General features: G+C 62.7%; 8 protein-coding genes. 4 read left to right on the top strand and 4 right to left on the bottom strand.

Annotated features, from left to right (window positions below; genetic code table 11):
* Window positions 1-44 precede the first annotated feature (44 nt).
* The 3 genes from DL86_RS08905 to DL86_RS08915 all read right to left on the bottom strand — a co-directional run bounded on the left by DL86_RS08905 (window position 45) and on the right by DL86_RS08915 (window position 5394).
* On the bottom strand, window positions 45-2807 hold the full coding sequence (locus DL86_RS08905; protein WP_036260467.1) for a phosphoenolpyruvate carboxylase: 2763 nt from the start codon (window positions 2805-2807) through the stop codon (window positions 45-47).
* Window positions 2808-3152: 345 nt separating this feature from the next.
* Window positions 3153-4049, bottom strand: coding sequence for a succinate--CoA ligase subunit alpha (gene sucD / locus DL86_RS08910; RefSeq protein ID WP_036260468.1), 897 nt, complete (start codon window positions 4047-4049; stop codon window positions 3153-3155).
* 154 nt (window positions 4050-4203) lie between these two features.
* A complete protein-coding gene (locus tag DL86_RS08915) occupies window positions 4204-5394 on the bottom strand; it encodes a malate--CoA ligase subunit beta (RefSeq protein WP_036260605.1) in 1191 nt (396 codons plus the stop codon).
* An 801-nt stretch (window positions 5395-6195) separates the two neighbouring features.
* On the opposite strand from DL86_RS08915, the gene DL86_RS08925 reads away from it, so the two are divergent.
* The 4 genes from DL86_RS08925 to DL86_RS08945 all read left to right on the top strand — a co-directional run bounded on the left by DL86_RS08925 (window position 6196) and on the right by DL86_RS08945 (window position 12192).
* Window positions 6196-7461, top strand: a complete 1266-nt coding sequence (locus DL86_RS08925; RefSeq protein WP_036260608.1) for a glycerate kinase type-2 family protein — start codon at window positions 6196-6198, stop codon at window positions 7459-7461.
* A 148-nt stretch (window positions 7462-7609) separates the two neighbouring features.
* Window positions 7610-8848, top strand: a complete 1239-nt coding sequence (locus tag DL86_RS08930; protein ID WP_036260471.1) for an aminotransferase class V-fold PLP-dependent enzyme — start codon at window positions 7610-7612, stop codon at window positions 8846-8848.
* A gap of 224 nt (window positions 8849-9072) precedes the next feature.
* A complete protein-coding gene (locus tag DL86_RS08935) occupies window positions 9073-10014 on the top strand; it encodes a D-2-hydroxyacid dehydrogenase (RefSeq protein WP_036260473.1) in 942 nt (313 codons plus the stop codon).
* 501 nt (window positions 10015-10515) lie between these two features.
* Entirely contained in the window at window positions 10516-12192 is a 1677-nt protein-coding gene (locus tag DL86_RS08945) for a formate--tetrahydrofolate ligase (protein ID WP_036260479.1), read from the top strand.
* A gap of 83 nt (window positions 12193-12275) precedes the next feature.
* On the opposite strand, the gene DL86_RS08950 is transcribed toward DL86_RS08945, so the two are convergent.
* A complete protein-coding gene (locus DL86_RS08950) occupies window positions 12276-13085 on the bottom strand; it encodes a hypothetical protein (protein WP_036260481.1) in 810 nt (269 codons plus the stop codon).
* Window positions 13086-13116 lie beyond the last annotated feature (31 nt).

The following is a 13116-nucleotide window of genomic DNA, read 5'->3' on the forward strand; positions in this document are numbered from 1 at the left end:
TGTTCCTCTCTCTCGGGTGCTTGTTGCAGATGGCCCGGCCGGTCTCAGCCGGTGGCGCCAAGGCCGCTGGCAATGCAGTTGATCGACAGCAGCAGGTTGGATTTATAGGCTTCCTTGGCCAGTTCATTCGTTGACGCGCGAAAGCCGCGCAGCAACTCGACCTGTTCGCGATTGACTTTGTTGATCGTCGGCAGCCGATGTTCGAGGCGGGACCGGTAGGCCGGGAACCTCTCCGCGATCTGGCCCTCCTGACTGATGTGGAGGATCATGTCGCGGGTCAGCGCCAGTTCGTTCTCGATCATGCCGAAGATGGCGCCGCGCGCTTCGGCGTCGGGGACGAGGCTCGCATAGTCGCGGGCGATCTCCAGATCGACCAGACACAATGTCTTTTCGACCTCGCCGATGATCAGTCGGAACAGGCGCGACTCCGCGAACATGCGGCGCAGCAGCGCCAGCCCGCGTTCCTTGCGCACGTCGAGGAAGCTCGCGATTCCGCTCCCGACCCCATACCATCCGGTGATGACATGCCGATTCTGCGACCAGGCGAAGACCCAAGGGATGGCTCTGAGATCGCTCAAGGTGCGCGCGCCAAAGCGGCGCGCCGGGCGCGAGCCGATATTGAGCAGCGAGATTTCGTCAAGCGGGCTCGCCGCCTGGAAATAGGCCAGAAGCCCCGGGTGGCTAATCAGGCCGACATAGGCAGCATGCGCCGTGCCCGACAGCGCCTCCATAGCCTCGTCGAACTCGGCCCGAGGCGTCAGCGCCTCCTCGCGCTCGGAGATCAGCGCATGTTCGAACACGCCGGCCGCCAGCACTTCCATCTGATAGGCCGCAGTGCCGCGATTGGCGTATTTGAACGATACGACCTCGCCTTGTTCGGTGACCCGGAACCCGCCGCGGATCGAGCCGGCCGGCTGCGCCGCGATCGCTTGCGCGGTGGGCGAGCCGCCCCGGCTGACGGAGCCGCCGCGGCCGTGGAAAAAGGCGATGGCGACGCCGTTTTCGTTGCCGATCTTGGTCAGCCGGGTTTGCGCCTTCGCCAATTCCCAATTCGAGGACAGGAATCCGCCGTCCTTGTTGGAGTCGGAATAGCCGATCATCACTTCCTGCACCCCGCCCTGGGCGCGGGCGCTGCGCCGCACCAGGGGAAGCGCCAGCAATTCCCGCATGATGGCCGGGGCGGCGCGCAAATCGGTGATGGTCTCGAAGAGCGGCGTGATCGGCAGGGTGCAGGCCTCGACCCCGGCGGCGTCGCGGAACAGCCCTGCCTCCTTGGCCAGAAGATAGGCGCCAAGAACATCGGCGGCCGAGCGGGTCATGCTCAAAATGAAGCTGCCGAAGGCTTCGCGGTCGAATTCCTCGCGCTGATCGCGCGCGAGCTTGAACATTCCAAAGGTCTCCAAAGCTTCCGGCGGCAACGCGGGATCGGCTCCAAGACCCTGACGCGGCCGGGCCAGTTCGGCCATGATCCAGGCCTTCCATGCCTCGCCTTCGGGATCGGGCGGCTCGCCTCCATTCTTGCCGGCGGTGGCGCGCCACAGCGCCTGCAATGTCTGGGTCAGCCGCGTCGTGTTCTCGCGCAGATCGAGCCGGACGGTGCGGAAGCGGAAGACCTCCGCCGCCCAACGGACGGGCCGCACGAGATCGCCGGCGAGGGCGGCGCTGCCGCTTTCGCCCAGCGCTTCCTCCATCACGGCAAGGTCGGCGATCAGTTCATCGGCATTGGCGTAGTAGGCGGCGCCGCCGGACCAATTATGGTCGGCGCGAAGAATGGTCGTCTTGAGCTTGCGCAGCATGCAGGACAGGAATTGCCGGTACGGTTCGCCGGGATTGCGTTGAGCGATCCCATCGCCCTCTCCGGTCTCGGCCAAAGCGCGGGCGAGCGTCGCCCGAAAGGCGTCCGGCGGAGGGAGGGCGCGTTCGGTGATCGACATTCTTTCGAGGAGCTGGCTGAGCCGCTCGTCATAGTAGCGCAAACTGGCCAGCGCGTTTTCGGTGAGGGCGCGGGCCGTGACTTCGTTGGTGACGAAGGGATTGCCGTCCCGATCGCCGCCGATCCAGGAGCCGAATTGGAAGAATGGCGTCAGCGGGAAACGTTCGCCGGGATAGAACCGCTGGAGCGCCCGATCGAGCTTTTTCAAGAGTTCGGGAACGCCGTCAAACAGCGTCTCGTGGAAGAAATGCAGGCCCCAGGCGACCTCCTGATCGACCGAGGGCTTCTCGAGACGCAGTTCGCCGGTCATCCAGAGCAGTTCGATTTCGTCGCGCAACTGGTCGATCAGGGCGGCGCGTTCGCGCGCCGTCCACCGCGGCTGCTCCAACTCGACCAGAAGCCGATAGATCCGGCGGTGCTTTTCGAGAACGGTGACGCGCTTGGCCTCTGTCGGATGGGCGGTGATGACAGGCCGGATGCGCATCGAGGCGAGCTTGTCGCGAAGCTCCGGCGCCTTTATGCCGAGCTCCGCGGCCCGGCTCGCCAGATTGGAGAATGTGCCTTGCACCGCCTCGGCGCCGAGCTCGCGCTCGACATGCCGCCGCTCGCGCATGGCCGAATGCTGTTCGACGATCGCCAGCAGCTGGAACCAGATTCCATGGACCTGGAACACCCGGGAGAGCAACTCCGGCGTTAAATCGGCGACTTTGGCGTCGCCGACCAGCACCGACTCGATCTCCGGATGCAGACGGTGGGCGATGTCGAGAAGAAGTTGAAAGAGGATGTCGGCGGCTTCATCGCCGCTCAATGCGGAGTCGGCGCCAGCTTCGGCGGCGATCCGTCCGGCAGGGGTGGTGAGATCGCGCTCTATCATGGGAGGCGCCCGCCGGGACGCGCCGCCAGGCTTCCCGTTCCATTCATCATGTCGGCGTTGATCATGTCGAAATCCATGGTTTGATCGCGGCCGCGGGGAGGGCATTCCGCCGCGATCCGATCCGCAAGGGAGCTCCCGCTCAAGACCATTTGCGTGAAGCCGCTCGCGACGATCGTTCGCGTGGCTTCGGCCTGCTGGCCTTTGTCGTGCGAAGAACCCTGGAGGGGCCGGGCGCCGTCCGATCGCGTTGAGCGAAAGGCGTCCGGGCATTGTGCATTTTCAGAGCGCCGAGCCTGTCTCGGCGGCTCTTGGAAATAGGTCTTTTAGAAAGCGGTCGCCCGCCGTTCAGTGTGGCCGCGCCGCGCCTAGGACCTTCGCCATCGTGGCGCCGAGTTCGCTTGGGCTTGGCGCCACCGTTAGTCCGTAGGATTTCATGATTTCGGATTTCTCGGCGGCGCTGTCGCCGGTCGCCGAGATGATCGCGCCGGCGTGGCCCATGCGCCGGCCCTTCGGCGCGGTGAGGCCGGCGACGTAGCCGACCACGGGTTTGGTCATGTTGTCCTTGATCCAGGCCGCGGCCTCGGCTTCCTGCGGGCCGCCGATCTCGCCGATCATCATGACCGCCTGCGTCTCCGGATCCTGCTCGAAGAGAATCAAATGATCGAGGAAGGAGCTGCCATTGATCGGATCGCCGCCGATGCCGACGCTGGTCGAAACGCCGATGCCAAGGTCCTTCATCTGCGCCGCCGCTTCATAGCCGAGCGTGCCCGAGCGGGAGACGATTCCGACGGCCCCCCGCATGTAGATGTTGCTGGGCATGATGCCGAGCATGGCCTTGCCGGGACTGATGATGCCGGCGCAGTTGGGCCCGACCATCAAGGTTCTGCGCCCGCGCTGATAGCGCAGCAGATAGCGCTTCACGCGCATCATGTCTTGCGCCGGAATCCCATCGGTGATCGAGCAGACGAGCTGGATCCCCGCATCGGCGGCCTCCATGATCGCGTCGGCGCAATAGGGCGGCGCGACGAAGGTGATGCTGGCGGTCGCGTCGGTTGCCCGCACCGCCTCCTTCACCGTGTTGAACACCGGCAGGCCGAGATGCGTGGAGCCGCCCTTGCCGGGCGTGACGCCGCCGACCACCTTGGTCCCGCACGCGATCATTTCCTTGGCGTGGAATGTGCCTTTGTCGCCGGTGAAGCCCTGCACCAGGATCCGGCTGTTTTCATCGATTAATATGCTCATATCGGCTACTCGCGGAGAGCATTTTCCGGCGAAGCTAGAGAGATTCGCGTCAAGAAAATGCGCCAAAACAAAACGGCGGGGCGGCGCCACTGATCGCGCGCAAGAGGGAGCCCCGGCCGTCGCGGGTTAGGTCATTCCAAATTCAGGTCGCCAATCAGGTCGCGGCTGCGCGACGCTTCGGCGCCGTGGCCACCGCCGCGACCGCCGCCGACGCGGCTTCGGCGAGCGTGTCGGCGGAGATGATCGGCAGGCCGCTTTTCGCGATGATCTCTCGGCCGGCTTCGAAATTGGTGCCGGCGAGGCGCACCACGAGCGGAACGTCGACGTCGATTTCGCGGCAGGCGCGGACGACGCCCTCGGCTACCCAATCGCATCGATTGATCCCGGCGAACACGTTGACCAGAATGGCCTTCACGTTGCGGTCGGACAAGACCAGGCGGAACGCCGCCGCGACCCGCTCCGGCGAAGCACCGCCGCCGACGTCGAGGAAGTTGGCGGGATTGCCGCCGGCATATTTGATCATGTCCATCGTGGCCATCGCGAGGCCGGCGCCATTGACGATGCAGCCGATGTCGCCATCGAGGCCGACATAATTGAGATTATGCTCGGCGGCCTGCACCTCGCGCGGGTCTTCCTGCGAGTGGTCGCGCATGTCGGCGATATTGCCGCGGCGAAACAGCGCGTTGTCGTCGAACGACATCTTGGCGTCGAGGGCCAGAACGCGATCGTCTGGCGTCAGCACCAGGGGATTGATCTCGACCATGGTCGCGTCGAGATCGCGGAAGGCGCGATAGCAGCCGAGCATGGTGGCGACGGCGCGGCTGACCTGCTTGAGATTGAGCCCGAGGCCGAATGCGATTTCGCGCGCCTCGAAAGCCTGCAGGCCGACCGCCGGTTCGACCACCACCTGGAGGATCTCCTCGGGATGATCCTTGGCGATTTCCTCGATTTCCATGCCGCCGAAGCGCGAGGCGATGATCCGCACGCGCTCCACTTTGCGGTCGAGCACGAAGCCCAAATAGATCTCGCGATCGAAAGGTTCGGCGACCTCGATATAGACCCGCTGGACGACTTTGCCCTCGGGGCCTGTCTGATTGGTGACGAGGGTCGCGCCCAAGAGCTCGGTCGCGGCCGCGCGCACTTCATTGTAGGTCTTGCACAGTTTGACGCCGCCGGCCTTGCCGCGGCCGCCGGAATGGATTTGCGCCTTGACCGCCCAATGCCAGCCGCCAAGCTCGGTGGCGCAATAGACGGCCTGTTCGGGACTATAGGCGACAGCGCCCTTGGGCGTCGCAACGCCGAAGTTGGCCAATATTTCCTTGGCCTGATATTCGTGAATGTCCAGCTTCGCCTCCTCCACATTGCGGGGCCCCTCCGCTTGGCGCGGGCTCGCCCGTTACACATCCCTTGATCGCGCGCTCGCGGAACTTTCGTGCTGCCCTTTCAGCTTGCTTGTCTTGACGCGGGCGCCGCCGGCCGAAACATCGCCGCCACGGCGCCACGCGAAAGCTTTTCCTTCAATCCTGACTGTGGCGACCGTTAACTTTCATCATTGTCTAGACCGGCGGCGGCGGCGGGGCAAGCAGCCTGTCGCGTTCCCGACCGCGCCGTCCGACAAATGGCGCTTCTTGGCCGACCGCAACTGCCAAAAGTCTTCGCAGCCGGGAAATTCCGCCGCCGGAGTCTTCGTGGCGGGCATTTTGTGGTTGGCGTTTTGGCGGCTGAAGTCCCGGCGCCCGTAAAAACGAGAACGTCCCGTAACATCACTTTGTAACGCATTTATTTGTCTCGGATGGGGCTTGGTCTCGCTAAGTTTTCAAAAGGCGGCGGGAGCCGGAGCAGAAACATTAAAGGGTCGGATCAGAAACGGTTGGATGAGAAAAGGGTTGAAAGACCGACATTTGCGGTTATAGAACGGCGTCATCAGGCGCAATAAGAAGACCCGGCTTGCGGGGCGGCTCCAGGGGGAAGCGCGACGCGGCGGCCATTTTGAAACCGGCGCGGTCGATTGCCGATCGATCAGCTTCCTAATTCTCTTCTTCCGATTTCTCTTGTCTCGAATTTCCTATCTCTGAAAGAAATCGCGCCCAAGAAATCGCCGATTTCAAGAACCCGGCAAACGACGTTAAGGCGGATTCAACTTGCCATGGCTTTCGATCCTCGCCAACTGCTTTTGAACATGTTTGACGCGGCGGTGGGCGCGGCCTCGCCCGAGCGGTGCGTTCCGCCGCATCTGCCGCCTCGGCCCGCTGGCCGAACCATTGTGGTCGGCGCCGGCAAGGCGGCGGGCGCCATGGCCAAGGCGGTCGAAGATCATTGGCCGGGGCCGATCGAAGGACTCGTCGTCACCCGCTATGGGCATGGCGCGCCCTGCCGGGCCATTGAGGTCGTCGAGGCGGGCCATCCGGTGCCGGACGCCGCTGGAAGGGAGGCGGCCGAGCGCATTCTTTCAATGGTTCAAGGTCTTACCGCCGACGATCTGGTGCTTTGCCTCATTTCGGGCGGCGGCTCCTCTTTGCTCGCTTTGCCGGCGCCCGGCGTGAGCTTGACCGATAAGCAGGCCATTAATAAAGCCCTGTTGAAGAGCGGCGCGACCATTTCCGAAATGAATTGCGTGCGCAAACATCTCTCGGCGATCAAGGGCGGCAGGCTTGCCGCAGCCGCGGCGCCGGCCCGGGTGGTCGCGCTGATGATCTCGGACGTGCCGGGCGACGATCCTTGCGTCATCGCCTCCGGGCCAACGGTCGCCGATCCGACGACCGCGGCGGAGGCGCTCGCCATCCTGCGCAAATATGCGATCGCCGCGCCGGATAACGTCCTCGCGCATCTTGGCTCGCCGCAAGCGGAGACGCTGAAGCCCGGCGATCCGCGGCTGGCTGGGGTCGCCAATGTCATGATCGCAACGCCGCAATCCTCCCTTGAAGCCGCTGCTGCGGTGGCGCGGAGCGCGGGCGCGACGCCCCTCATCCTCGCCAATGCGATCGAGGGCGAGGCCCGCGACGTTGCTTTGGTGCATGCGGCGATCGCGCGTCAATCCTATGATTTCGATCAGCCTTTGGCTCCTCCCTGCGTCCTGATCTCGGGCGGCGAGACCACCGTCACGGTGCGCGGGACGGGCCGCGGCGGCCGCAATGCGGAATTCCTTCTGGCGCTCGCCGTCGCCTTGGACGGCCATCCTGGCATCCATGCGCTCGCCGCTGACACCGATGGGATCGATGGCACGGAAGATAACGCAGGCGCCGTGCTGGCGCCTGACAGCATAGCGCGCGCCGCCGCGATCGGCGTTGGCGCCAAGGCGCGACTTGCGGACAATGATGGCTATGGATTCTTTTCGGCCATTGGCGATCTCGTCGTCACCGGACCGACGCGCACCAATGTGAATGATTTTCGCGCCATCCTCGTGCGTTGCTGACGGCGGACGGTCACTTGTGAGATGCGAATCTGTGCGATAGGACAACGCGCGCGCATTTTTTAGCGCGGCGAAAGGCTGTTTGGCGCTGACTTGTGGTTGGCGTTATTTTCGTGGATATTGCCGCCGGCAATAAAATGGAGGATTCACTATGGCGGGCCGCCACTTTCTTTTTGTCCCTGGACCGACCAATGTGCCAGACCGCGTTTTGCGGGCCATGCTCGTGGCGATGGAGGACCATCGGTCCTCGAAATTTCCCGAGCTGACATTGCCGTTATTCCAGGATCTGAAGAAGGTCTTCAAGAGCACCGACGGACAGGTGTTCATTTTTCCATCGTCCGGCACTGGCGCTTGGGAGGCTGGGTTCAGCAATACTTTGTCGCCCGGCGACAAAGTGCTCGCCTCGCGTTTCGGCCAGTTCAGCCATTTGTGGATCGACATGGCCCAGCGGCTCGGCCTCGATGTGCAGGTGCTCGAGGAGGAGTGGGGCACCGGCGTGAAGCCGGAGAAGATCGAGGAGATCCTGCGCGCGGACAAGGCGCATGCGATCAAGGGCGTCATGGCGGTTCACAATGAGACCGCGACCGGCGTCACAAGCGACATCGGCGCCGTGCGCAAGGCCATCGACGCCGCCAATCATCCGGCGCTTCTTTTCGTCGACGGCGTGAGCTCGATCGGCAGCCTCGATTTCCGCACCGACGAATGGCGCGTCGATCTCGCCATCGCCGGTTCGCAAAAGGGTCTTATGCTGCCGGCGGGCCTTGGCATCGTCTGCGCCAGCCCGCGCGCGCTCGAGGCCAGCAAGACCGCTGGACTGAAACGCGTCTTCTTCGATTTCAACGACATGATCAAGGCCAACGCGACGGGCTATTTCCCCTACACGCCGGCGCTGCCGATGCTGTACGGCCTGCGCGAGTCGCTCAAGATCCTGTTTGAGGAAAAGCTCGAACACGTGTTCGAACGTCATCATGTTCTGGCCGGCGGCGTCCGCGCTGCGGTCAAGGCCTGGGGTCTCAAGCCCTGCGCCACGGAGCCGAAATGGTATTCGGACACGGTCACCGCGATTGTGGTTCCGCCGGGAATCAACGGCGCCGACGTGATCGACGCTGCCTATCGCCGCTATAATCTGTCGCTCGGCGCCGGTCTGTCGCAGGTCGCCGGAAAAGTGTTCCGCATCGGCCATCTTGGCGATCTCAACGACCTCATGGTCCTTGGTGCCATTGGCGGCGCGGAAATGGCGATGGCCGATGTCGGCATCGACGTCAAACTCGGCAGCGGCGTCGGCGCGGCGCAGGCGCATTTCCGCGCGCATGTCATGGCCAAGGAAAAGAAGCCGACCGAACAGGAGCGCTTCGCCGAAGTCCATCCGGAAGGCGTTCTCAACGACTAAGCCGCTGAGACCCTAACGTCCCAAAGCGGGTTTCCGATCAAGGTTGATCGGGAGCCCGCTCAGGTTTCAAGAATGTCTCGCGTCGTCCGCGGCGGTCCGCGTCCGGTCGCGCTGCGCCGCTCAGGCTCGAAGCGCCCCAGCGCGGGCGGCGCGCCGCCGCGAGCATGGCCTAAACCCTTGGCAATTGTTGAAGAGCGACAACGCGCTTTAAGAGAGATCACGCCGTGCAACACTCGATCGTCTTTCTCGACCGTTCGACCCTCGAGGCCAATCTGCGGACGCCCAATTTCCCGCATAGCTACAAGGAATATCCGGTCACAACGGTCGACGAGATCGTCGACCGGCTCGGCGACGCCACGATCGCAATCATCAACAAGGTGCCGATGCGCGAGGCGACGCTCGCCAAGCTTCCCAATCTCAAATTGATCGCGGTGGCGGCGACCGGCACCGATGTGGTCGATAAGGGCTACGCCAAGGCGCATGGCATTATCGTCTCGAACATCCGCAACTATGCCTTCAATACAGTTCCGGAGCATGTCTTCGCGCTTGCGTTCGCGCTGCGCCGCAACATCCTCGCCTATCGAGACGATGTGCGCGCCGGGCGCTGGCAGGAATGCGACCAGTTTTGCTTCTTCGACCATCCGATCCACGACATGCGCGGTTCGACCATCGGCATCATCGGCTATGGCGCGATCGGCAAGGCGGTCGCGCGAATTGCGGAAGCCTTCGAGATGAAGGTGTTGCCCTATGACGCGTTCCCGCAACCGGGCCTCGTCGATTTGGAAACCTTGCTGCGCGAGAGCGACATCATCACGCTCCATGCGCCGCTGACGGCCGAGACAAAAAACATGATCGGCGAGCGTGAATTGAAGCTGATGAAGCCGGGCGCCATTCTGATCAATACCGGCCGTGGCGGCCTCGTCGACGAGGAGGCCTTGGCGCAAGCGCTGACGCAGGGCGTCATTGGCGGGGCCGGCTTCGACGTGCTGACCACGGAGCCGCCCAAGCAGGGCAATATCCTGCTCGATCTGAAGCTGCCGAATTTCATCATAACGCCGCATGTCGCCTGGGCGAGCCGCGAGGCGATGCAAATCCTCGCCGATCAGCTCATCGATAATGTCGAGGCCTTTGTCGCTGGAAAGCCGCAAAACGTGGTGGAAGCCTAGAGCATTTTCGAGCGAAGTGGATGCCGGTTCACGTTAAGAGAATGCGATAAAACTAAAGACCTAGAGCTGCTTTCTGATTCCGCCGAAACTGAAAGCGCTCTAGAGGCATGGTCCCAAGATGCTGGGGGCTTTTTGGATAAGACCATGCGGCGAGTCGGTAAGATTGAGAGCGTGATCGGCTCCGACAATATCTGGTCACGCTTTCGACCGTTGTAAGCGACGCGGATGCTGGCTGGCATTTCAGGCGCAGCATTGACTTAGAGCGCGTTCCGATTGGATGGAATCATCTAATCGATAAGAACTCGCTCCAGATCAATAAGTTGGAGCATGTTCTGATCGAAAAAGTCGATCAACTTTTTCGGAACATGCTCTAGATCGATTTGAACGTCAGTCGAACCATGCTGCCGGTGGCGCGCAACGCAGGGTCGACGAAGGGAAAAAGCTGAACCGATTCGACGCCCGGCGAAATCGGCGCAAGCGCAGCTTCGAGAGGAGGGACTCATGCCCGCGGACATTGAAATTGCCCAGCAAGCCAAGATGCAGCGCATCACCCAGGTGGCGCTCGAAAAGCTAGGCGTCGCGGATGAAAATCTCGAGCCCTACGGCCACTTCATGGCCAAGATATCGCTGGACTATATCAATAGTCTCGCGGACCGGCCCGACGGCAAGCTGATTCTGGTGACCGCGATCAGTCCAACCCCCGCGGGCGAAGGCAAGACCACCACCACGGTTGGCCTTGGCGATGCGCTGAACCGGATCGGCAAGAAGGCCTCGATCTGCCTGCGCGAGCCCTCGCTCGGCCCGGTCTTCGGCATGAAGGGCGGCGCGGCGGGCGGCGGCTATGCGCAAGTCGTTCCGATGGAGGAGATCAATCTTCATTTTACGGGCGACTTCGCCGCGATCGGACTGGCCCATAATCTGCTGGCCGCTATGATCGACAATCACATCCACCATGGCAATGAGTTGGGGTTCGACGTCCGGCGCATCGCCTGGAAGCGCGTCGTCGATATGAACGACCGGGCGCTGCGGCAGATCACCGTGGGCCTCGGCGGTCCGGCGAACGGGTTTCCGCGCGAGGACGGATTCGACATCGTCGTCGCCTCCGAAGTGATGGCGATATTCTGCCTGGCGACTTCCATCAAGGACCTGAAGGACCGTTTGGCCAAGATCGTGGTGGGATATACGCGGGAGCAGAAGCCGATCCTTGCCGGCGACCTGAACGCCCATGGCGCCATGGCCGTGCTCCTGAAAAACGCCTTGCAGCCCAATCTCGTGCAAACGCTCGAAAACAACCCCGCCTTCATCCATGGCGGGCCCTTCGCCAACATCGCTCATGGATGCAACTCGGTTCTCGCCACCAAGACGGCGCTGAAACTGTCGGATTATGTGGTGACGGAAGCCGGCTTCGGCGCGGATCTCGGGGCCGAAAAATTCGTTGACATAAAATGCCGCAAGTCCGGATTGCGTCCGCAGGCGGCGGTGATCGTGGCCACCATCCGCGCCCTCAAATATCATGGCGGCGTCGATCTCAAGGAACTCAACGCGGAAAACCTCGAGGCCTTGACGAAGGGCATCGCCAACCTGGAGCGTCACGTCAACAATATTCGCAACCACTACGGCCTTCCCTGCATCGTCGCGATCAACCATTTCACCTTCGATACGGAAGCCGAGATCGATCTTCTCAAGAAGAAAATGGCGCATCACGAAGCCCCGGTCGTGGTCTGCCGGCATTGGGCGCAAGGCGGCGCCGGCGCCGAGGATCTGGCCCGCCTGGTCGTCGATATCGTCGACAAGACGCCGGCTGACTTCCGTTTCGTCTATGAGGAATCGGCGACGCTTTGGGACAAGGTGGTTGCGGTGGCCACCAAACTATATGGCGCGAGCGGGGTGACGGCGGACTCGAAAATCCGCAATCAGATCCAGAAATTGCAGGAAGCGGGCTATGGCGGATACCCGATTTGCATCGCCAAGACCCAGTATTCCTTCTCCACGGATTCGAAGCTGCGCGGCGCGCCGACCAATCATGAGATCAATATCCGCGAAGTTAGGCTCGCGGCGGGCGCCGAGTTCATCGTCCTGGTGTGCGGCGACGTCATGACCATGCCGGGCCTGCCCAAGGCGCCGTCGGCGATCAAGATCGACCTCGATGACGCCGGCAAGGTCGTGGGGCTTTTCTAGAGCATTTTCGACCGGGTGGACGCCGATTCGCGTCAGGGAGAATGCGCCAAAATAAAGCGTCTGAGCGATGAATCGCTCAGACGCTACGACCGTGCCATGAGCTGGACGGCGAAGCTGTAAATCCGCATTCGCGCGGGTTCGGGCAGGGCGGCCAGCGTTTCGAGATAGATCGCGCCGGCGCGGCACATCCGGACATCGTCGAGCGAGGGATCGGTGGTTTTCGCGTCGAGAAGCGCCTCGATCTCGGCTTTGCCCAGGCCCTTGGCGCGAAGCTGGTCTTCCAGCATCTGGAAATCCTTCTGGGTCGGCGCCTCTCTCACGATCCGCTTGTTTTGTCCGTCATTGATGGCGTCGATCCCGGCTTTCGCCACGGCGGCGAAGAGCGTGCGATTTTCGGCGGAAAATTTCAGAAAATCGCCGCTGCCGCCACCGAAAAGGAAATCGACGCAGAGGCGTTGATCCCTTTCGGCGAGCACGCGCAGCATCGCCAGCTGCATCTCGAAGACATGATCCAGCGCGGGCCGCTCGGCTTTGGCGGCGAGAATCCCGTGCGAGGATCGCAAGGCGCGCGCGGCTTCGATCATGAGGAGATCGGGGCTTCCCGTCTCGCCCGTGACAGCCGAGCGCCGCGACGCCTTGGCGAGGAAAGCCTCATATTCCGCCGGGAAATCGGCCTTCAGGCGGTTGAAAAAGTCAGAATATTCCGGCGTCGCCGCAAGCTTGGCTTCGATGCGGGGCCGCGCCGCGGCGATCGCCTCCGGCGAGGCGTGCTTCCTTGCGAGATGCGCGGAAGGAGTTGTTTCAGGCTGGCTGGCTTTCCGCAGAAAAGTCAAACCCAGAACGATCGCGACAATCGCGGCGAGGCCGAGCAGCGCGATCCTCAAGATGTGCATGCAAGCGGATCTCCGCGACAGGGATCTGGAC

Source organism: Methylocapsa aurea, from assembly GCF_000746085.1.
In the GTDB taxonomy this organism is placed as follows: Bacteria; Pseudomonadota; Alphaproteobacteria; order Rhizobiales; family Beijerinckiaceae; genus Methylocapsa; species Methylocapsa aurea.

Coding starts and splice junctions, on each gene's coding strand:
- DL86_RS08905 (WP_036260467.1), bottom strand. CDS start 2,807: ATGATAGAGCGCGATCTCACCACCCCTGCCGGACGGATCGCCGCCGAA.
- sucD (WP_036260468.1), bottom strand. CDS start 4,049: ATGAGCATATTAATCGATGAAAACAGCCGGATCCTGGTGCAGGGCTTC.
- DL86_RS08925 (WP_036260608.1), top strand. CDS start 6,196: ATGGCTTTCGATCCTCGCCAACTGCTTTTGAACATGTTTGACGCGGCG.
- DL86_RS08930 (WP_036260471.1), top strand. CDS start 7,610: ATGGCGGGCCGCCACTTTCTTTTTGTCCCTGGACCGACCAATGTGCCA.
- DL86_RS08945 (WP_036260479.1), top strand. CDS start 10,516: ATGCCCGCGGACATTGAAATTGCCCAGCAAGCCAAGATGCAGCGCATC.
- DL86_RS08950 (WP_036260481.1), bottom strand. CDS start 13,085: ATGCACATCTTGAGGATCGCGCTGCTCGGCCTCGCCGCGATTGTCGCG.